The following is a 21191-nucleotide window of genomic DNA, read 5'->3' as shown; positions in this document are numbered from 1 at the left end:
TCATCTATTTGATATATTTTGAAGGCACCAAGAATTTAAAACTGGAAGGGGTATATAAGTGAAAGTTGCATTGCGTATCGCCATTTACTTTATTGTTTTTATCGTCATCGTGGGAGGGGTTGGGTCGATTGGATTCGTGCGTACGATGAATGCAGGGATGTCAGTGTATAATAAACCAGAGCCTGTCTTGGGAAATATACAAGTCCCAACATATGACGTAACCAAACCGACAGTAGCTGTCCTGCTTGCAACCGAAGTGACCGAAGTTTTCGATTTTCTCGTCCCGTACGAAATGTTTGCGTTGACCAAGGCTTACAATGTATACGGTGTTGCACCCGATCGCAATGTAAAATCCCTAACCGGGGGTCTTGATGTCATCCCTCATTATTCATTTGAAGAACTGGACAGGATGCTCGGCAAAAGCCCGGATATTATCGTTATTCCGTTTATGCCGATATTGGACGACAAAAAATATGCACCTGTCCGTGAATGGATTCAGAAACACTCGGATAGCGAGACCACGCTGCTCAGCATCTGCAATGGGGCGGAAAACTTGGCAGATACCGGCTTGCTGAACGGAAAATCGGCCGCGACCCACTGGGGAGATATCAACCGGCTCATTAAAAAGTATCCCGAAGTTCAATGGGTAAAAGACCAGCGCTATGTCCCACAAGATCATATCGTATCTTCAGCAGGTCTGACCTCAGGGATCGATGCAACGTTGTTTGTCATCTCCCAGCAGTTGGGCGAGGAAGCGGCGAAAGAAGTTGCCAGAGAGATGAACTATCCCTCTTATGATTACGTGAACAACCCTCAAATGGAACCCTTTAATGCCGGGTTAAGCGATATCACTTACGTACTGAATAATGCATACCAATGGAACAAAGTTAAGGCGGGCGTATTATTGTATGATGGTGCCGACGAATTGGATTTGTCCGCCGCATTTGATACATACGGCGCTTCGGGTACAACAACGACATTAACCGTTTCCAGGGATCATAAACCGATCGTAACGAAGCATGGTCTCAACCTGATTGCACGTTATCCAATAAATGATGTGCCGACCTTGGATAAAATGATTGTCGTTGGCGCCAATGCCGAGTCTGCAGCTGCAGACGACATCGAGCAATGGAAACGCAGCGGCAGCAGCGCGGAAATGCTGTTCTTACACCGTGATGCAGCAGATCGTTTTGCCATGGATCCTGCCTTTGAGAATTTGGCGGCACAGGAAGATGTGCAAACAGCTAAATTTGCGGCCAAACGGCTGGAATACCGCGCCACTGATCACTTAACGTTAGAAGGCAGACCCTTCTCATTGGAGGCATTTGGCATACCCGTTGTTCTTGGTATCTTATCCTTGCTTATTACTTTTTTCATTGATTCGGTCTTGATCCGTAGGAAGAAAAAGCAGAAAATGGAGAGTAACTATATTACGCGTTAGCGCAACGCAGGCAGCCGTTCATAATCGGCTGCCTTTTTGCCTTTAAATTCATGGAATTTCAATAAAAATAAAAGTATATTCCTTTTCATTCGCTTCATTCTCCTTTAATCATCCATGTAAATAAATGTTTTATTTATATATGCTTATACGAAAGCCAAAGCTTTTTAAACGGCAAAAAATAAATAAAGGAGATTTTTTTCGTGAACTCAAACACTGCTCTTATACGAAAAGGCGGCGGAGCAAATGTGCCGTCTTCCCAACGTCTTCCGTGGGTCGGGCTGCTGGCCTTAGCCATGGCGGGGTTCATCTGCATTCTTACGGAAGGGCTGCCTGCTGGATTACTGCCGCAAATTGCGCAGGATCTCGGGGTCACAGAAGCTCTTGCCGGACAATTGGTTACTCTCTATGCGGTTGGATCTGTTCTGGCCGCCATTCCTTTGACAACGGCTACCCGCGGGTGGAAGCGCCGGCCGCTTCTGCTGCTGTGCATCGTCGGCTTTTTTGTATTTAACACCATCACCGCCTTATCTTCTATTTATGTGCTGACGCTTGTCGCGCGTTTCTTCGCAGGTGTTTCGGCAGGTGTACTATGGGGGATGACGGCCGGTTATGCGCGGCGCATGGTGCCTGATTCGTTAAAGGGACGAGCGATGGCCGTAGCCATGGTTGGCACCCCGTTGGCATTGGCGCTGGGCGTTCCGCTTGGCACTTTTTTCGGTACTTATACAGATTGGCGTCTCATTTTCGGAGCTGTATCATTACTGGCTGCAGCCCTTATTGGCTGGGTGCTCTGGAAGGTGCCGGATTATGCCGGCGAGCCTGCCGGTGATCAGCTCCCTTTTCACAAGGTTTTCCTGATTCCCGGTGTTCGGTCGATTTTGTTTGTCGTGTTGGCATGGGTATTAGCTCATAATATTTTGTACACTTATATTGCACCGTATCTTGCCGAAACGGCGTTTGCTCAGCGAGTGGATTTGGTTCTTCTTATTTTCGGCATTACCTCGATTGTCGGCATTTGGGTGATAGGCATGCTGATTGATCGTTTTCTAAGAATGCTGGTTTTAATCAGCATCACGGGATTTGCTTTGGCTTCCGCAGCCTTGGGAATCGGAATGAATCAACCTGCAGTCATCATTCTTGGTGTTACGGCATGGGGGCTTACATTTGGCGGGGCAGCCACTTTACTGCAAACAGCGATAGCACAAGCAGCGGGAAAAAGCGCAGATATAGCCCAATCGATGCTGGTTACCGCGTGGAATGTGGCCATCGGCGGCGGAGGCATTATCGGCGGGCTTCTTCTCGAACAGCTTGGAGCCGGATTCCTTCCAGGCTCATTAATCATTCTGTTGCTTCCCTCCTTGCTTGCAGCTCGGCTAGCTAAAAAGCATGGCTTTCCTTCCTAAAGGAATTCACGAGCATGCGCAACATAATCAAAAAATGAATTCGCTGCAAAGGCGGATTCATTTTTTTGGGGATTACAGGATTACATCCTATGCGAGCAAATTCGTTTCACCAATGAGATTTTTATAAGCAATCGGTGAAGACATTACGATCAGAGTCGTATAGGTTCCGTATTGATCGCACCTGTTTTCAAACTCTTCCAACTCCTGAGTTGTTTCCGTGAGGACCTTCAATAAATAATTATGCTCTCCGCTTATCCGGTAACATTCCGTGACTTCTGGTGAAGAACGGCAAAAATCAAGGAAAGGATAGCAATTCCGGGTCCGAACAAGCATATAGGCTGTGCATGGCTTACCCACTTTTTGTGCGGAAATGACGGTTCGGTATTCCTCGATAATCCCCTTTTCTTCCATGCGTTTTACACGTTCGGTTACCGCTGGCTGAGACAGTCCCACCAGCTTTCCTAAATCCGTCATTGATAATCTCGCCTGGTTTTGCAAATGGAGCAGGATGTTATTATCGATCTCGTCCAAGAACATCGACCACCTTAATTTTAAAAGTTATTTGTTCTAAATCCCTTTGGAATCATCGGAAACTACTTCATTTAACTTGTTTGTTTTATGTAATGCGGTAGAAATTATTTATATAATAAACACACTTGCTATAAATAATCAAGTAAATTACAGCAGGAGAGGATGAGAAACATGAGAAATATAGATCTGGAATGGCTGCACAAAAGCGTCAATGAGGTAGGTCATTGACCGTACACTCGAGGAAAAAAGGATCGTGGGTACCGTTGTTCAAATTACATTAGGCGGAAACCTCGTTTACAGCAGGCCTGCTGGTTGGGCCGACCGCGAGCAGAAACGACCGATGCAGGAAAATGCTTTGTTTAGATATGCTTCGGTAACCAACCAAAAGGTTCAATTGCGACGACTTTATAATAAGGAGTTAACTCTGATATGAGTGGCTTAAAATCAAGTGCAGGCGCCGCCGTTCCTGGTTGCGTCAAACTCTTAAGCTCCTCTTGTGATCATTGCATTGGCCTTGCGGTCGGTCCGCTATTGCAAGTCTAACCAACCCAAATGTCCTCTTAATGAATGCAATATGAACGGAGCATGAACGAAGTTGCCGGCAACCGTTGCATTTCAAGCGCTCTTTGACAGGCTATGCAAGTGAAAGAGGCGTATCTCTATGAGAACGCCTCTTTCACTCGCACCATCACAGCGGAAGACTTATTTCTGAATGACCGGAATGGTCATTTCAAGATCTTTATGATAGGTTTTAACCGGTTTGCCTGCACTGTCGGAAACGATCGTCCAATCCTTTTTCGCGGTTAAAGTATACGGTTTAATCGTAATCGAAGTCGGCGTTTGCTTAAATGGCTGGTACGTCTCATCTTCGTGATACTCAGTACCTGGATGACTATTAAAGTACCCGACCATATTTTGCTGAATTTGATTCCCATCTTGGTCTACAATGTCATAGTACATTTTAGTCGGACTTAAATCGCCCGTCTGTTCCGGAGTTTCAGGAACTTGACCTACGCTGTCAAGCACCAGACGGGTCGTTACAGGGGTCAATTCAATTTGCTGGACGGTATAACTGAAATCTCCGCTCTTTTGGCTTTGATTCGGATGAAGGATAACTGCTCCTTTCGCCATGTTTTTGACAGGAACTACGAATTCAAAAGGTTCCTCGATTCCGCTGACGTTCAGCTTAACCTTCATGTCAAACGTTTCAGGGAGATTTTTCTCCGTCAGCCCCTTGCTAACCTCATATAATGCCATGTTTCGCAAGATTTGTCCGTCCTCCGTCTTACCAGCGGCATCGGTGAACGAGCCCAAAAACTTGCTATTTCCCTGAATCTCGATGTCCGGGATAGAAAGGTATCCCTTCTTCTGCTCTTTCAGTGGTACGGTTGGAATTGGATTTAAATTCTCATCCTTTGCGCCTTCCGGTAGATACGGAGAAATCATGGTGTCGTCCTCAATACCTTGACGTTCAATAGCAAGGACAAGCCGTGTACCGTCATACATCACTTCTTTGATGTTTAGGGTGACCCCTTCCTTTGTTAAGCTTAAGTTCGGTAAGGTCGTCAGTCCAGTCTCGCTGGCCTGTTTTAAACTGTTGTCCATATTGTATTGGAATACATTTCCAATCCAAGGTACATTTTTCAAGGCATCCGCCATCACCGGGGAGACAAACCCGCTCCCCATCACCACGCCTCCAAGCATCGCGGCAGCTGTCACGCTGATCGCTACTTTTTTCTTCCACTTTCGAGTACGTTTGATATCACTAGATCTGTTCATATGATCCAACCTTTCTAAGATTTGATTTACATAGCTTTCTTGCGGCATTTCTTTTTGTTTAACGATCCTTCTAATTTGATTTACCTGCTCTTCTTCAGTGGGATCTGACCATTGCTTCATGCGTTGTCCCTCCTCTAGATTTCTTTTCTCGAATTAGTTTTTTTCTGATGCGTTCATACTTTTTCCGAAGGGTCGCCGGTTTGCATTCCATGATCTGTCCGATTTCTTCGAAGCTGTACTGCTCAACGGCTCGTAATAGTACGAGATGCTTCTCTTCCACTTTCAAACTCATAAGTAATTGTTCGACCTCGGGTATGTTCTCCTTCAAGTGCTGATGCTCCAACTCTTGAATTTCTTTTTGCAGGAATAACGTTTTCTTCTGCCTGCTTTTCTTTCTGAACATATCCATACAATGATAATAGGCTATTTTGTAAAGCCAGGAAGAAAAGGAAACCTGATGTTCGTATTTTTGAATAGAGCGGTATAACTTAATAAAAATTTCTTGCAGCGCATCCTCCGCTTCTTCGCGATTTTTCAACATATAATAACAATACGTATAAATTTGTCTCTCAAAGGTACGAATGATGACGGCAAAAGCTTCCTTGTCCCCTTTTTGGGCATCGATCACATACGGTTCAATATCCATCAATTCTGCTCCGGTGTCTGTGTGCTTCAAACCATTCACCTCCCTTTTGTTTCATCTTCACCTTGTATAACGTCCAGCATTTTGCGATATGTGACATTTGCAAAAAAAAAAGCCGCTCTTTAGCGACTATTTCAAATAAATGTGTAAAGATACATGGTTTGAAGTATACGTCCAAATCAGATTCTCAATTTTGAAATTGTTGTTAAATTTCTCGATCCACACTTGCTTTGCATTCAATAAGGCTGTTAATTGCGTGTTATTCAGCAATGCTTCTTCCAGTTGTTCATTCTTTTGAGCAACGAAAATAACGTTTATCATATCTTCATGACTTGTATACATCGTCGGTGTTTTTTTCCTCCTCTCTTTTGCAGTATTTTCAGGGCTGTAAATCCATTAGCGAACCAAAGGTTTGGGATGCTGTCGTAAAACAAATGAACGAGCACAGCTCTGCAATCTCGGGTTCGGAGAACTCGTTGCGGAGCACATCGAATGTTCCTTGATCAATGGCTGAGCGATGATTCAGAAACAATTCAGCAAAAGCTACAGCCAGACTGGTTTTAACATCAGCTTGGTTCAGATCCGGTTTTCCTTTGGCCTGGCAGTACTTGCATCCGTTGCCGTAGGCCAGGGTTCGACGAACCTGTTCTTTTAATTCGCTGCTTAATCGGCCGTCATCATAAAAAGCTTGTTCAAGCTTGGTCCAATTTGTTTGAATACCTGGATTATGACCCAGCAAGCGTTGAAAAGGAGTTTCACCTATACTGGAGTAAGATAACCTGGTCATCCGTTCTCCTCCTTCGTTCAACTAGAAATGGTGATTCCAACTGTAACTATAAAACCAAATACGTGTGTGGATAACAGCAACTATCCTAAACGGATGAGTACAGAAACGGATATTAAAATCATTGTATTACGACTATTCGGTTTTTTCAAGAACTGTTCGTTCTTTATCATGTTTTTCCAGCATATTGAAATAAAAAAGGAGAACCGCCTGTAAACTAGCAGTTCTCCTTTTTATTCGACCATTTCTTAGTGATCCAGGAATACAAGCTGGATAAAGAACAATACCGCAAAAATGTAAAATATAGGATGAACATCCTTGCCTCTTCCACGAAGCAGCTTAAGCACAGGATAGAAGATAAATCCTACGCCAATGCCTGTCGCAATACTGTGTGTCAACGGGGTAAGGATGATAATCAGGAAGGCAGGAAAAGCTTCTTCGAGATCCTTCCAATTGATTTTGCTGATAACGCTGATCATAAAGTACCCGACAATAATCAATGCCGGAGAAGTGATCGCAGGGATGCCGGATATGACACTTACGATAGGTGTAAAGAACAACGTAAGCGCAAGCAGTACACTTACCGTTACCGCCGTCAGTCCCGTTCTTCCTCCGGCAGCCACCCCTGTGCTGGACTCGATATAAGCCGATGTCGGGCTGGTACCGAGCAAAGCGCCGGTGGTCGTCCCTACGGCATCCGCCAAGAGCGCGCCGCGCGAGCGCGGAAATTTACCATCCTTAAGCAATCCGGCTTGTTCAGCCACGCCGAGCATCGTTCCCGTTGTATCAAACAGCGTGATTAACAAGAAGGTAAAGATGATCGTATACAAGCCGTTAGAGAATACGCCTGCCAGGTCCAGTTGGAAAGCCGTCGCCGTAAGGCCTTCGGGCATGGATACCATCGATTCCGGCATTTGAAATAGTCCCATCATCCAGGCAAGGATCGCGGTAATCACCATACCGATGAACAGATAACCCTTGACATTGTAAGCCATCAGCACAACCGTGATAATCAATCCGATAATCGTCAGGTAAGTCATTGGCTCTGCCAAGTTCCCGAGGGTAATCAGATTCGATTCCGAATCGGCGATAATTCCGGCATTTTGCAAGCCTACCGTCGTAATAAACAGTCCGATCCCTGCTGTGATCGCATGCTTAAGGCTCGCAGGAATGGCATCCAGCAGCATGTAACGGAATGAAGTAAGCGATAAAACAACAAACAAAAGCCCTGCTATAAATACCGCTCCCAATGCAACCTGCCAAGACACGCCATATCCGGCGACTACACTGTAAGCAAAGAAAGCGTTGAGACCCATACCCGGCGCTAAGACGATCGGATAGTTGGACCATATCCCCATTATCAGAGTCGCCACAATGCTCGCAAGTACCGTTGCAATGAATACTCCGTTAAATTCCATCCCCGTGCTGCTGAGTATGCCAGGGTTTACGATCACTATGTATACCATGGTGAAAAATGTCGTGATCCCTGCGATGATTTCTGTTGAAACGCTCGTGCCTCTTTCTTTGAGTTTGAACCAATTGTCCATGGTCAAGCCAGCCTCCAACCTTCATATTATGCTACGTTAGATAAAAACAAAAAAATCCTAATCTGCGTATAGGATTGTTAAATTCCCGCTCCTATATTCGTCATTAGGATTTAACAGCAAGCTTCTAACTTAAATAAGGATACTTATATCTGTTTCAACCTGATGTCCATTTCGTATTTTAATAAACGTAACACTCATTGTCAACGAATTAACCGATTGTTCACAGTTATTTACGAACGATATCGATATTACATATCGTATTTATTCGTTTTTTTAGACTCTTGACTGCCTTCAGGCTCGAAGATATTTTGATTTTTCTCGTACCAAAGTCCATTTTGACAAATAAAGAGAGTGAGTGATAGATTCTATAGGATACCGATTCTTACATTTGGGTGGGACCTATGAGAAAAAAATTACAGATTTACATATCGTCTACTTACTACGATCTGATTGAGGAAAGGCATACCGCTGTCGAAGCCGTACTTCAAGCTGGTCATATCCCTGCTGGCATAGAGCAATTTTTCAAGGAAAGTCCAATGAAAATCAGGCAAAGATGGATCGACGAGTCCGATGTATATATTCTGATTCTCGGCGGATTCTATGGCTTAACGCTTCCTGATGATGAAACCAAGAGTTATACGCAGTGGGAATACGAGTATGCGGGAGAAGCGGGTAAACCTCGATTTGCCTTTGTTGTCACGGATGAAGCATTAAGACATAAGCCATACGACTTCTCAGCCATTGAATATTATCAGCAGTTTCAAGAGTTCAAACAATTCGTCATGGAACAAATCCCGATCTATTATGTTGAAGATCTACGGCACATTAAAATGGTGCTTCGCGATCAATTGCCGAAATATGCAGCTAGAGACGATTTATATGGCTGGGTATCCGGCAAGGATATCCCGGACGTTCAAAAGCTGTTGGAGGAGAATGCAAGATTAAAAGCAGAATTGGAGAAAAAGAAATGAAAGAGGGGCTTGCACAACCGGCCCCTTTCTTCCGTCTTCCCTTTATCTTTTCCTTTAATGACTATTGGAAAGACACCTTTAAAAAAAGTTTTTCAGTATCCGTTCGATCTCATTGGGCTCTGTAATTTCAGGACCGAAAAAAGCTCGAGGCTGCTTACCGTTATCCCAAGGGTCCAACGAACAAGCATCATGAACATTGGCTATTTTCCAGGTCAACACATTGTCAAAAGTGGTTCCTGTATTCTGTCCATGAATATGATTGATCCAGATGGGTTCTTTGATATTAATGAACTCCCTGGGCACCTTAAACGCATCGCGCCAGGAAGTACGGGCCGCTTGTCCTCTCAAATATTCGTCCACACGGATCAGGGTTGCACCGTAGCTGGGAAGCCAGAAAAAAAATTTCCCCAGTCGATGTTGTACCGAATCGTAGATGTAACCGTATTGTGGGATCAGGGCAACCGTGTCTTTTCGGGGTGTATAGTCATGCAGCTTTTTGATAAAATCTTTGTGATACATATCGTCACTGGACAGATAGACGCGGTACAAATACCTGAACTCTCTAATATCTTGGATGACATGAGCTTGGTAATCTTTAGGTGTGACGAAACGGATATTGGAAGGCAAGGGAGGATACTTTTTTAGTGTTTCTTGTATAAGCTTCTCTGAGTTCGGATCATACAGCAAGTAGCAGGTAAAATCCTGAGAAGATTGAAGAAGCAGGCTCTGAAGTGCATATTTCATGAATAAATCTATTCTGTATTCGATCCATCCCTTGGTCAGTCGATCCGCTGTCGCTCCCCAGTTATTAAAGAGCATTTCTACGACAAGCTTTTTTTCTTTAGACACGCACATAGCCCTCCTTTGATGTTCAAGGATGTTACCCCGGATTTTTTCAACTCCTCTTATTGAAAGGGAAATCCGGTGGTCAGTCTACGCTTAGTATATGTATGTTCGGTAAAACAGCAACGGACAATTGCTTTGATGCATCGATTCAAACGACCGCAGAATCTGGATTCCACCTCTATAAAACCGGGAAAAGAAGAGAGAGTGCGGATATCCGATCTCTCTTCGTGGTAACGTCAATAACATCAGCTTTCTCATCGATCAAGAACGCCTCTGTTCAGCCCATGAATTCCCGTAATACTTGTTCGATCTGATCTTCACTCAGCCGGTCTTTAAGCGGAACCTTTTTTACTGAAGTATTGCTGGAATGAATGACATTGATATAATTGCGTGGAGGCAGCAGCTCATGCGGCAAATCGATGACATTCCCATGGGTGCCTCTCCCCGGTAACTTGACGCGGTATCCTGAGGCGTACTGCTCCGTTTTATACAGATACACATAGAACTGCGGTGAACGATGAAACGTCGGTGCCATCTCATTGTTGACGCTGTTCCAGAGATACCCGTTCTGATTAATTAGCGCCATCGTCTCTGGCTTTGGCTGCACGTTATAAAGCTGCTGAACAAACGTTCTGTGATAAAGGTCATCCGAATCCAGTCTGGCAATGTAAATGTCTTCATATCCTTCCGCAAAGGCGAGTATGGCGCGAACGCTCTCGATATGCGTACCGAAACGGATATTGGCCGGCAACGGTTCCTGCTCTGCCAAAATTTCCTGCATCAACTCTCCCGATTCCTTCGAGAGCTTCACGACGGCCAGGAAATCCTGATTCGTCTGTGCCTTAAGGCTGTTCAGCGTAAACTTGCGAAAAATGCCCATTCTCCGCACCAGCCATTCCCTCGTTAGACGCTCCGGGTCAAAACCATAGTTGTTGAAATTAATCTCGATCACGACTTTTCTTGTCACCATACCGCCTCCTCATAAAATCCCTAAATCCCGCAACCCAATTCCTGTCTCAACGAATTACGGTCTTGATCTCTTTATTCAATACTGCCGACTCTATAAAGTATGAAAAACGGAGCAAGACGTAACGGGCACTTGAACCGATCTTGGCGATTGAACGAAAAACTATTGCATAAGGTCCTACGCTTTGGAGCAATGTAGTGATGCAGAGGAAATAAAGATCTTATCATGACATGGAGGGAACGTTTTGGCCAAGAGCAAACAACAACAGGAAGCGCACGGAATCGGACAGATCGAACAGCAGTTGAACGATCAGATGGAGGCTGCCGCAGAAATTCAAGGACCATCCAAACTCGACCAAGAAATAAAAAGAGCCGCCCATCGTCATATTGATCCATCGAATGAGCCTTCAGAATAAGGAGAATTCCCATGAACAAACAAAGAGCGATTGAAATTTGTGAGTCAGGCATTATGAAACATGTAACTTATCAGGATGCGCCTGTTTTCATCCAGCATGTCAATGAGGATGATACCGCTCGGATCTATCCGATCGGCAACTCGGAGCAGGAAATGACCGTTCCTTTATCCAGTCTGGTTGAACATCCGTAGAATAAGGCGGGTTTTGGAACACTCTTCATCTTTACCATGCAGCCATATCCCTTTTGACCTGCAAAAAAACCGGAGCATTTAAGCTCCGGTTAACTCGTATAAGTTCTACCTTAAGATAATTTCCAAGCAGGAATCAAAGAATGAAACTCAAAAAAGTAACTTCCGATGACGTGAATTAATGTATATATAGCAAGAATAATCAAATATGTAATAAACCAGATGTATAGCGGCTGATGTAAAAATAGAAATAACAACAACATCCCAACCGGAAACGGTATAAGAACAATCAGCCAAATAGGTAATCCAAGCGCCTCAGCGATAGCACCGAGTGAAACTACGGATGCGCCGATCACGATGGCCTGCCACATTGCAATTCCATTGGTAAGTATACGGCTGCCCAAAAAATAAGATAGCGATGTGAGCAGTACGGCTATAATAAAACTGACGGCATATGGCAAAGGTACCCTCCTCCTTCCGAGTGTGATTTTACTATATTATATAGTAAGGAAAATAGCAGAAGATGCTTATTTTTGTAAAATGAGTCCATGGAAGAAATCTTATCATAATCACAGCTTCATACCGAGCCTCCTCTATTCTATATGGGAGACATCCAATAAACGCTTGATACTCTCCCGATCTCTGCCTTCAATTAAATCAAAACGAATAAGAGGCAATATAATCTGCTCCTTTTAGGTATAGTGATTCTTGTCTAAAAATGCGTTAGATCAAGATTTTTTTGGCATCTTCCACGATCTGGTTCACAATATCGCCTGCGGCTTGATCCGCTGTAAGCATTCTCGTGCCTTGTCCCGCCCAAAGCGCCATATATTCCCGGTTGTTCTGACGGGCAGAAGCATTTCTGATTTCTCGTGTTAATGTATTTTGTGTAGGAAAAGGAAGAGGCTTAATATCGCTTGTTTCCCAATGTTGGATAAACGTATTGCGTATTCCCCTTGCCGGCCGTCCCGAAAATGCATTGGTGATCACGGTGCTTTCCTCCGTACTTTCAAGCAGTGCCTGTTTATAAACCGGGTGTGCACCCGACTCCGCTGAGATTAAAAATCTTGTCCCCATTTGTACCCCTTGCGCACCTAAAGCAAGCGAAGCTACCAGCCCCCTGCCATCCATAATTCCGCCAGCCGCAAGAACGGGAACTTTCACCTGATCAACAATCTGCGGGACAAGCGCCATCGTTCCGATGTTGGCTCCAGATGGTCTGGATGACGTATCAAATGTCCCGCGATGTCCTCCGGCTTCACTGCCTTGAGCAACGATAACGTCGCATCCTCGTTGTTCAGCCTGGATCGCTTCGTCTACAGTTGTTACTTTATTCATGATTTTTATACCTAATGATTTCGCTTGCTGCATGTGATCATCCGATAATAAACCGAAGGTTGTACTAATAATCGGAACGTTTTCCTCTAACAACACGCGAAATTGTTCATCAAATCGATCTGGTGTATGAATTCCATTTTGATCAGGTTGTAATATTCCTAATGAGTCACGGATCGCATTCAGTTTTTCATTAACGGCATTAAAATTTTGATAATGATCCGGTCCAACGTTAGCAAAAATGTTAACAGCAAAAGGAGCTTGAGTCAGCTTCCTGATGGCTTGTATCGCATCCCTTATTTCTTCGGGTGTCATGTAAGCAGCGCCCAAGGTTCCGAGACCCCCTGCATTAGAAACTGCGGATACGAGCGGAACCATGTTCGCAATTCCAGCCATGCCTGCAAGTACAATGGGATAACGAATATCGAAAAGTTCACAAAATTTGCTATATAGTTGTATGGCCATCGTTGCTCCCTCCTCATTATGAATATCTTCACATTAGTTTACACCGACTTTATCCATCATGTATAATTCGAAAACATGATCTTATATATCTCGTTTTCAGATACTTCAGTTTCAGGGAGAGATTTCACTTATGGACATTCATTTATTGGAGATTTTTGTTCAAGCAGCTCGTGAAGGCAGCATTTCCAAGACCGCCAAAAGATTAAACTATGCGCAATCCAATGTGACAAACAAGATTCAGCAATTGGAAGCTGAGCTTCAGACGACGTTGTTTTATCGCCATAAAAAAGGAATTACCCTTACTCCTTCCGGAGAAGTTTTAGTATCGTACACCGAAAAGATATTAAATATGATGGATGAAGCCAGGGCAGCGGTCGGGAATGCGTCCATTCCTACGGGCCCTCTGTCCATCGGCTCGATGGAAACGACGGCAGCCGTTCGGCTGCCTGCCGTCTTTGCTAAATATCATTTAAAGTATCCTCATGTCGATTTCTCTCTCATGACCGGGCCCACCGAAAAACTGCTTCATGCCGTTCTCCATTATGAACTGCATGGCGCATTTGTTTCTGGTCCGATCCAGCATCCTGATTTATGTCAAGAGAACGTTTTTGAAGAGACACTCGTACTGGTAACTTCCCCCGAACACCCTTTGGTTGATTCCATCCATGATTTGCAGAATCATACGATGCTGGTGTTTCCTAAAGGATGTTCATATCGTGCCAGGCTTAATTCTCTTTTCCAAGAAGAAGGATTATTGCCGGTAAAATTAATGGAATTCGGTACGCTTGAAACGATTCTTGCTTGTGTTCATGCGGGGCTGGGCATTACGTTACTCCCTTACTCGATCATTGCTGATTATGAGGAGCGAGGAAAGGTAATCAGTCACCGGCTGCCGACTGAGTATTCCTCTGTAACGACTCTGTTTGTTAAGCGCAAAGACACCTTAATTACACCAGCACTATCGGCTTTTTTAGACGAAGTGAGGAATAATCTCTCCATAAGCCTAATCTAAAGGTATCTACGTATGTAAGCACAGGCATAAGAAAGTACAGCTGCAATATAACCCGATTTCCGGGCATTATTTCTGTCCTTTAATCGCCATAAAATATCCCCCTTAGAATTCATCGGAATAACCAAAGGGGTATCCCATGTCCGTTCTAAGGGGGAGCATTTGAATCCAAATCCAGGGCTTTTTGACTCGTTCTGATCGGATTACGAACCTATTCTTCCTCGTTCTCGAATGGCTGTCTTTTTCCCTGACGTTTTTGAGGCTTCTTATCCTGTAACTGCAGCTGGCGAGCAATGGTATACCCGATAAGGAATGCAGGGGCTGAAACATTGCCGTCCACCGTAAATGGAATGATTGAAGCATCTGCAACGATCAAATCCTTCACCCCATGCACGTTTCCCCTCCGATCAACAACCCCTCCCCTATGTAAAGGAGCCATGCGAAGCGAACCCTGCTGGTGATGGTTATGGTCAAAATTCTCTTTTATAAAATCTTCCAACTTGGAGTCATCGTCAATGATATCGGTAGTTGGCGAAATAAGCCGGTACGCCGGGTCGATGGATGTGAGCTTGGCAGCGATATTTTTAACATATATTCTGTAAATATTTTTAACGGCTTCCATGTCATCGGGATTGGCAAGAAATCCTTCATCCGCAAGCACGATTTTAAGCGGATCATTGTTCTGGATTTTAATGAAACCGCGGCTCTTAGGGCGCAAGTACAGGAGTGCAAGCGTTAAATGGCGGTCGGAACCGATGCCAATCAGCTGTACTGCCCGCCGATTTCCGCTCGGCTCCATCGGGGCGGGCAAAAAGGCTCCCCCTGTATAAAGGGCATTCGGATCATTAGCAGGCAGGGCGTTATCGTTGGGATTCGTTGTGAACACGGCCGTGTTGAGCGTATGGTTTCTCAGCCTCTGGCCTACATTAGGATTGTTAAAAATAACAGGGATACCTGCTTTTTTCAACAATGGGGCAGGTCCGATTCCGGATAGCATGAGCAGCTGAGCGCTATTGATGCCGCCCGAAATAATCACTTTTTTTCGTGCGTAAGCCCGAACGCGTTTCCCTTCTTTCAGAAATTCCACGCCTGCAGCGCGTTTTTGATCAAAAAGCACGCGCAGCGCCGTTGATTTAAAGAACACTCTTAGTTTCCTGCCTTTTACACCGCGACCGGAAGGGGTCATAATATCCAAGGAGAGAAACGCCTTCGAAGAACTTTCCCTTCGACCGCTCGGATCTTGATACAATTGCCATCTTGTAAACGGACCAAGGGGTGTTTTCGGGTCATTATAATCCAGGATCTCCGGGAAGCCTGTAGCCTGTTCAATGGCTGCGGTAAGCTTCTCGGCCATCGATGTGGGGTGTACTGGTGCCTGCCTGATATCCAGCCGTCCGTGGTATCCCCGTGCGCTTGGATTATCGGTTTCTCCGTTATACTTTTCCAATTTCTTAAACCGGCGCGTAGCCCGTCTTGGTGACCACAGCGGTCCAAGCAGCTTCTCCCATTCCCTAAAAACATCTGGTGTCGGGCGTACATATTGCTCCCCGTTAATCGAAGATCCTCCGCCTAAGAGGCGTCCTGTGGTCCATTCAAATGATCGGTCATCCACCCCCTCTTGCGGAATCCCTTCCCCCTGCCAGAAGTATTGCGGGAAAAATTGTTCCTCCAGCTCAAGAGCAAAAGTAGAATCCCGGATTGGCTTATCCTTATCGTTGTTTTCTCCGGCCTCAAGGACAAGAACTGAGGTTTGTTTATCATCACTGAGTATTTTTGCAATGACTGCGCCGGCAGGACCTGTTCCTACGACAATATAATCGAATGTCCATTTCCTATCCATCAAAGCTCTCCTCTGCATATAGGCTAATGTCAGGATATTACCTTTTCCTGTCCTTTGTTCCTGAGCGGAATAAAAAAAGGCCCGCCTTTGGCGGACCCCTGTTCGGTTATTTCTTGATAATAACAGGCCGAACTGTTTTTGTTGTCAAGACGTTAAGTGCATCACGCACGTCTCTCGCGAAAGTTAGCGGTTTCTCGTTCTTTTCGAAGTGGATATACCACAGGTTAGGGTTGGTAAATAACCAGTGGTTATGAAGCGCAGTGACCTTGATGCCATGGCTGCGCAGCCGGGAAATAAATGGATTGATTTCCGCGGTCAAAATGACAGTTTCGCCAAGGCATAATGCTCTCCCGTTACGGCCAATGTTCTCAAAGGAAAATGCCTGAGGGATGGCTAGAAACGATCTGGTTTTTTTGCCTAAAATCGTAGGTTTGATGTTATTTCTGACCGTAGAAGCTGTACAAACACCGTTAATCACCTGCGGTGTTGCCTTCAAAATAGAAGCGAATTGTCTACAAAGCGGACTAACTGCCATCTGTTCATTCCTCCCATCTCGTAATATACCAACATACTATGGAGAGATGAAAGATATGGTGAAGGCTGCTAGCCTGTATAATAGGACCATTTTTATAAAGCGGCGAATGAAAACGGACTAGCGTAATGTCGAACGCTAGTCCGTTTCGGTTTGTTCATTTTTCGCCTTGTTGAGCTGCTTGCGCTCAATATGGGCCGCTCCCCATTGATGCAAGGTTTCCAAAATCGGAGACAGACTCATGCCGTATTCCGTGATGGAGTACTCCACTTTCGGCGGGATTTGTGGATAAACGACACGTTTCACGATCTCTTCCTCTTCCAATTCGCGCAGATGGAGCGTAAGCATCCTTTGAGTGATATCAGGCAGCAATCTTCTTAGCTCATTAAACCTCAGAGGTTTGCCTTGAAGTAAATGATAAAGAATCATCGGCTTCCATTTGCCGACAATCGAATCCAGCGCCACAACGAATTGGCAATGCCCGGGGTTCTTTGGCATGCCTTGCCTCCTTTGCAGTACCTTTTTTAATACTATAGCACATATTTGTGCGTACTTCACAATTAAAATATATACGATATGATTAATCCAGAAAGTGTATTTATTTTAATTACAGAAGGGAAGTTTTTATTTATGGCAGCTGTACTTTACATCACCGCCCATCCCCTGGATTCCCAGTCATCTTTTAGTCTCGCGGTAGGGGAAAAATTTATAGAAGCTTATCGTGAGGCAAATCCAACCGATGAAATTATTCATCTCGATCTGTACCAAGAGGATATTCCGCCAATCGATGCCGATGTTTTACGGGGGTGGGGAAAGATCCGGTCGGGTTCGTCTTTCGATCAACTGTCTGATGAAGAGAAATCAAAAGTAGCCCGTCATGAAGCCATTATTGATCAATTCGTGGCTGTCGATAAGTACGTGTATGTTTCACCGATGTGGAATTTCTCGATCCCGCCGGTTTTGAAAGCCTATACGGATGCGACTTCCATTCCGGGCAAAACGTTCAAATATACCGAAAATGGTCCTGTAGGTTTGTTGTCCGGCAAGAAAGCCTTACACATTCAAGCTAGCGGTTCCGTTTATTCGGAAGGTCCCCTTGCTCCGATTGAAATGGGATACAGTTATCTAAAAAAGGTTCTGCATTTCTACGGGATTCAATCGATTGAAGCCATTTTTGTGGAAGGAACGGCATCATCCGAACAAGCTCCAGCGATTAAGGAAAAAGCAATTGCACATGCTAAGGAAGTCGCCAAACGTTTCTAATCGCAGTTGTGGCTTCATCATATCTCACCTATGGAAAAGAATTTAGATAAACGATATACTAGCTGTAGCTGTTTTTTGTTGAGGTGAATATCCAATGGATGAAGTTGACGAATCCAAACAACTTGTGTTGCAAATCGGCGGTGCCTTGAAAAGGTACAGAAAAGAAAAAGGCATGAGCTTAGACGACTTAGCGGAAATAACAGGCGTAAGCAAACTTACTCTCGGGAATATCGAACGTGGCGAAACAAATCCAACCTTGGCGATTTTATGGAAAATTTCAAAGGGTATATCTTTACCGCTAATGGCTTTGTTTAAATCAGAAGACCCCGTTAGTTTGTATCGAGCAGGCGAGGGTTTGCGGTTTTCGAATGACCAGAAAAATTGGATGATTGAACCCGTTTTTAAAAGTAACGATACTGAAATGTGTCGGGCTTACTTACAGCCACACAGCTCGTATCACCCTGAAGGCCATCATGTAAATACAACTGAAATTGCAACAGTCATGACGGGCTGCATTGAAATTCAAGTCAATGGAGAGACTTACACATTGAATCAATATGATACGATCAGTTTTCGAGCGGATCGTCCTCACGCTTATACAAACCCTACGGATAACGAAACCGTGCTCCATATCTCCCTAAAGTATGGTCCATAAAATTCGAAAATATGACTTACTAAATAGAACTCACACTTCCGTAACGGAATGTGGAGTTCTTTTTTTTGTTTTGATTATTTTAAATATATTTAAATTTGTTTATTGTAAAAAATAATATATTATAATATACTTTTGTTGTCCGCGCGGACGTTATTGCATTGTTTTTTCAATCAGCAGAAAACAATTTATCCGTTTAAAATACAGGAGGAGAAATGAAGAATGCCGAACAACCAAATTAAAAAAGCCGTACCATCCTCTATAGGATTCATCATTCTCGGCATTATTTTTATCGCAGCTAATTTACGTACTCCCTTAACCTCGGTCGGTCCGCTAGTCAGTCTCATAAGGGATGACGTTCATATTTCAAATACATTAGCAGGCCTGATCACAACGGTACCTTTGCTCGCCTTTGCCTTATTATCACCTCTGGTACCGAACTTAGGACGTAGGTATGGGGTTGAGCGTCTCATTTTGATATCCCTCGTCTTTCTGACGGTTGGTATTGTAATTCGTTCTTTATCTGGCGCAGTTAATCTATATATTGGGACAGCTATCCTTGGTTTCGCCATTGCCGTATGCAATGTATTATTGCCAAGTATAATCAAAAGGGATTTCCCGAATAACATTGGCTCCATGACAGGTGTTTACTCCATCTCAATGAGTTTATGCGGGGCGATCGCATCGGGAATCAGTGTACCGTTAGCCGTGAACGCAGGTTTGCAATGGCAGGGAGCATTGGGAATATGGGGGATTCTCAGCTTTGTATCGATCCTCTGTTGGTTACCTCAATTAAGAAATCAAATGAAGCAAACAGCCACGACGAGTCAACAAACGGCCCGTAACGATGTGAATGTTTGGCGATCTCCTCTTGCCTGGCAAGTAACCTTGTTTATGGGGATACAGTCCATGGTTTTCTATGTGTTGATCGCTTGGTTACCTGAAATTTTAAAGCAGCAAGGAATTGACTCCAACCAATCGGGATGGTACCTTTCGATCATGCAGTTGGCACTGCTTCCATTTACTTTTATAGTTCCCGTTATTGCCGGGCGCATGTCTAACCAACGTTTGTTAGTGATCGTCACAACCATTTTGCTTTTGACGGGGACGCTCGGACTTCTTTACGGAAGCTCCGATATCATTCTGCTGTGGATCATCATCCTAGGAATTGGTGGAGGCTTCGCTTTTAGTTTGTCCATGATGTTTTTCGGATTACGTACTGAAAATGCGCATCAAGCAGCGGAACTGTCTGCCATGGCGCAATCGGTCGGATATCTTCTTGCCGCAATCGGCCCAGCCCTTATAGGATATCTGCATGATGCGACGAATAGTTGGAACCTGCCGCTCTTTATTCTGCTTGGCGCTTCGGTCTTACTCTTTGTAGTCGGTATGGGAGCAGCAAAAAACCGCGTTGTCGGCGGCCAAACTAGTTCCGTGCCGGCACGGAAAGAACGATAATAGGCTTGAAAAAATGTTGCAGCCATTGATGAAGGTGAAATAACGAACAAAAGCCGCAGTTCATGCGGCTTTTGTTGTTGGAATCAGAATACTCTGTATTTTTTCCATCAAAGCACGCCACATCGATCGCTCTCGGCGGCTCTCGCATTCGATCAACCTTACTCTCTTCCAATTCAATTATGATCCAAATCATGATGAAGTTCTTTGGCGGGAACAACGGGCTTGTATACTTCCCCTTTTGCAACAGGTTCTGATAAATAAACGAAGTCCCCGGTTCCGTCGGGTGCGCTTCCTTTAGCCCATAACCCTTCGCTGGATTCGGTTCCTTCAGAGAGATTCCAGAACTCATAGGCTTCAGGTTGAGACTCCTGTTCTGCCTCAGGCGGGAATGAAGCGGGTACTACCACTCCATTCTTTTCTTCCAGCTCCTGAATGGCGGCCATCCATTGATATTGATGATAACGATCCCGTGCCAGCATTTTTCGTAAAGTCGCGCGGACGCCTTCATCGTTCGTCATCTGATATAGTCTCGCCACTTGCAATCGGCCCTGACTTTCGGCATGCAGATTAGACCGCATGTCTGCAAGAAGGTTGCCGCTGGCCACGATATATGAACCGTTCCATGGTACGCCGGTAGAGTTGGTAGGTAAGCCGCCCAATCCGCTTACAAGCAGATGTTGGGGATTAATGCCTCCCATAATGGCAGCTGTAACGGGATCCTCAGCGGCTTTCTGCTGCTCGGCAGGTGTGGCGCCATCCAATAGCTGGCTAATCAATGCGCATAACATTTCGACATGGCCAATTTCCTCCGTGCCGATATCCATCAGCATATCTTTGTATTTTTCCTCGCCCCGACAATTAAACCCTTGAAAAAGGTACTGCATCATCACTGTCATTTCACCGAACTGCCCTCCCAGTACTTCCTGGACCTGGCGTGCAAATGCCGGATCAGGGCGATCTACTTTAACCTCGAACTGTAACTCTTTCTGATGTCGAAACATATGATTTCCTCCGTTTGTAAGTTGGATTGATTTCTAAAAGTATATAACCCTTTCACATCGCTCTAAACAGAGGGTAAACTCTTTCCGATCAACCAACCTTCCCGCTTTCCTGCTTGTTTCA

22 protein-coding genes and 1 pseudogene are annotated in these 21191 nt (G+C 44.7%); 10 read left to right on the top strand and 13 right to left on the bottom strand.

Annotated features, from left to right (window positions below; translation table 11 throughout):
- Window positions 1-58: 58 nt before the first annotated feature.
- Entirely contained in the window at window positions 59-1441 is a 1383-nt protein-coding gene (locus L6H98_RS01510; protein ID WP_236412375.1) for a DJ-1/PfpI family protein, read from the top strand.
- Between the two features lie 200 nt (window positions 1442-1641).
- Complete coding sequence (locus L6H98_RS01505) at window positions 1642-2844, top strand: MFS transporter (protein ID WP_236412374.1); 1203 nt, start codon at window positions 1642-1644, stop codon at window positions 2842-2844.
- An 87-nt stretch (window positions 2845-2931) separates the two neighbouring features.
- Here L6H98_RS01505 and L6H98_RS01500 read toward each other — a convergent pair whose 3' ends face one another.
- A complete protein-coding gene (locus tag L6H98_RS01500; protein WP_236412373.1) occupies window positions 2932-3375 on the bottom strand; it encodes an Lrp/AsnC family transcriptional regulator in 444 nt (147 codons plus the stop codon).
- A gap of 253 nt (window positions 3376-3628) precedes the next feature.
- On the opposite strand from L6H98_RS01500, the pseudogene L6H98_RS01495 reads away from it, so the two are divergent.
- Window positions 3629-3694: pseudogene (locus tag L6H98_RS01495) on the top strand (hypothetical protein); the annotation flags it as partial.
- A gap of 383 nt (window positions 3695-4077) precedes the next feature.
- On the opposite strand, the gene L6H98_RS01490 reads toward L6H98_RS01495, so the two are convergent.
- From L6H98_RS01490 to L6H98_RS01475, 4 genes are all read right to left on the bottom strand, one after another.
- The gene (locus tag L6H98_RS01490; protein WP_236412372.1) at window positions 4078-5274 is read right to left on the bottom strand and encodes a DUF4179 domain-containing protein; all 1197 of its coding nucleotides are present in this window, start codon (window positions 5272-5274) and stop codon (window positions 4078-4080) included.
- Window positions 5249-5830: a sigma-70 family RNA polymerase sigma factor gene (locus tag L6H98_RS01485; protein WP_236412370.1), complete on the bottom strand. Its 582-nt coding sequence runs from the start codon at window positions 5828-5830 to the stop codon at window positions 5249-5251. Before L6H98_RS01485 ends, L6H98_RS01490 begins: the two co-directional genes overlap by 26 nt.
- Before the next feature lie 346 nt (window positions 5831-6176).
- Window positions 6177-6584, bottom strand: a complete 408-nt coding sequence (locus L6H98_RS01480; RefSeq protein WP_236412369.1) for a carboxymuconolactone decarboxylase family protein — start codon at window positions 6582-6584, stop codon at window positions 6177-6179.
- 245 nt (window positions 6585-6829) lie between these two features.
- Window positions 6830-8128 carry an NCS2 family permease gene (locus L6H98_RS01475; RefSeq protein ID WP_236412368.1) on the bottom strand — a complete coding sequence of 433 codons (1299 nt, stop codon included), beginning with the start codon at window positions 8126-8128 and terminating at the stop codon, window positions 6830-6832.
- Between the two features lie 401 nt (window positions 8129-8529).
- Between L6H98_RS01475 and L6H98_RS01470 the strand changes: the two genes are divergently transcribed.
- A complete protein-coding gene (locus L6H98_RS01470) occupies window positions 8530-9099 on the top strand; it encodes a DUF4062 domain-containing protein (RefSeq protein WP_236412367.1) in 570 nt (189 codons plus the stop codon).
- Window positions 9100-9177: 78 nt separating this feature from the next.
- Here the strand turns inward: L6H98_RS01470 and L6H98_RS01465 are convergent, their stop codons facing one another.
- Window positions 9178-9948 carry a glycosyltransferase gene (locus L6H98_RS01465; protein WP_236412366.1) on the bottom strand — a complete coding sequence of 257 codons (771 nt, stop codon included), beginning with the start codon at window positions 9946-9948 and terminating at the stop codon, window positions 9178-9180.
- A gap of 274 nt (window positions 9949-10222) precedes the next feature.
- Window positions 10223-10912 carry a glycosyltransferase gene (locus tag L6H98_RS01460; protein ID WP_236412933.1) on the bottom strand — a complete coding sequence of 230 codons (690 nt, stop codon included), beginning with the start codon at window positions 10910-10912 and terminating at the stop codon, window positions 10223-10225.
- Window positions 10913-11156: 244 nt separating this feature from the next.
- On the opposite strand from L6H98_RS01460, the gene L6H98_RS01455 reads away from it, so the two are divergent.
- Together L6H98_RS01455 and L6H98_RS01450 are read left to right on the top strand one after the other, a co-directional pair.
- Complete coding sequence (locus tag L6H98_RS01455; RefSeq protein ID WP_236412365.1) at window positions 11157-11327, top strand: hypothetical protein; 171 nt, start codon at window positions 11157-11159, stop codon at window positions 11325-11327.
- 11 nt (window positions 11328-11338) lie between these two features.
- Window positions 11339-11518: an H-type small acid-soluble spore protein gene (locus L6H98_RS01450; RefSeq protein WP_236412364.1), complete on the top strand. Its 180-nt coding sequence runs from the start codon at window positions 11339-11341 to the stop codon at window positions 11516-11518.
- A 110-nt stretch (window positions 11519-11628) separates the two neighbouring features.
- Here L6H98_RS01450 and L6H98_RS01445 read toward each other — a convergent pair whose 3' ends face one another.
- Together L6H98_RS01445 and L6H98_RS01440 are read right to left on the bottom strand one after the other, a co-directional pair.
- On the bottom strand, window positions 11629-11976 hold the full coding sequence (locus L6H98_RS01445) for a hypothetical protein (protein WP_236412363.1): 348 nt from the start codon (window positions 11974-11976) through the stop codon (window positions 11629-11631).
- 262 nt (window positions 11977-12238) lie between these two features.
- A complete protein-coding gene (locus tag L6H98_RS01440) occupies window positions 12239-13315 on the bottom strand; it encodes a nitronate monooxygenase (protein ID WP_236412362.1) in 1077 nt (358 codons plus the stop codon).
- Window positions 13316-13445: 130 nt separating this feature from the next.
- On the opposite strand from L6H98_RS01440, the gene L6H98_RS01435 reads away from it, so the two are divergent.
- A complete protein-coding gene (locus tag L6H98_RS01435) occupies window positions 13446-14327 on the top strand; it encodes a LysR family transcriptional regulator (RefSeq protein ID WP_236412361.1) in 882 nt (293 codons plus the stop codon).
- 208 nt (window positions 14328-14535) lie between these two features.
- Here L6H98_RS01435 and L6H98_RS01430 read toward each other — a convergent pair whose 3' ends face one another.
- From L6H98_RS01430 to L6H98_RS01420, 3 genes are all read right to left on the bottom strand, one after another.
- Entirely contained in the window at window positions 14536-16164 is a 1629-nt protein-coding gene (locus L6H98_RS01430; RefSeq protein WP_236412359.1) for a GMC family oxidoreductase, read from the bottom strand.
- A gap of 106 nt (window positions 16165-16270) precedes the next feature.
- The gene (locus tag L6H98_RS01425; RefSeq protein WP_236412356.1) at window positions 16271-16699 is read right to left on the bottom strand and encodes a DUF1259 domain-containing protein; all 429 of its coding nucleotides are present in this window, start codon (window positions 16697-16699) and stop codon (window positions 16271-16273) included.
- 135 nt (window positions 16700-16834) lie between these two features.
- A complete protein-coding gene (locus L6H98_RS01420; protein ID WP_236412354.1) occupies window positions 16835-17194 on the bottom strand; it encodes a winged helix-turn-helix transcriptional regulator in 360 nt (119 codons plus the stop codon).
- Window positions 17195-17326: 132 nt separating this feature from the next.
- On the opposite strand from L6H98_RS01420, the gene L6H98_RS01415 reads away from it, so the two are divergent.
- The 3 genes from L6H98_RS01415 to L6H98_RS01405 all read left to right on the top strand — a co-directional run bounded on the left by L6H98_RS01415 (window position 17327) and on the right by L6H98_RS01405 (window position 20069).
- Window positions 17327-17959 carry an FMN-dependent NADH-azoreductase gene (locus tag L6H98_RS01415; protein ID WP_236412352.1) on the top strand — a complete coding sequence of 211 codons (633 nt, stop codon included), beginning with the start codon at window positions 17327-17329 and terminating at the stop codon, window positions 17957-17959.
- Window positions 17960-18053: 94 nt separating this feature from the next.
- Window positions 18054-18614, top strand: a complete 561-nt coding sequence (locus tag L6H98_RS01410) for an XRE family transcriptional regulator (protein WP_236412350.1) — start codon at window positions 18054-18056, stop codon at window positions 18612-18614.
- A 219-nt stretch (window positions 18615-18833) separates the two neighbouring features.
- Window positions 18834-20069, top strand: a complete 1236-nt coding sequence (locus L6H98_RS01405) for an MFS transporter (protein WP_236412349.1) — start codon at window positions 18834-18836, stop codon at window positions 20067-20069.
- Between the two features lie 173 nt (window positions 20070-20242).
- On the opposite strand, the gene L6H98_RS01400 is transcribed toward L6H98_RS01405, so the two are convergent.
- Complete coding sequence (locus tag L6H98_RS01400; RefSeq protein ID WP_236412348.1) at window positions 20243-21070, bottom strand: manganese catalase family protein; 828 nt, start codon at window positions 21068-21070, stop codon at window positions 20243-20245.
- Window positions 21071-21191: the final 121 nt, after the last annotated feature.

This window comes from Paenibacillus sp. JJ-223 (assembly GCF_927798175.1).
Taxonomy (GTDB): domain Bacteria; phylum Bacillota; class Bacilli; order Paenibacillales; family Paenibacillaceae; genus Paenibacillus; species Paenibacillus hubeiensis.
This window is presented reverse-complemented; position numbering and strand designations above follow the sequence as displayed.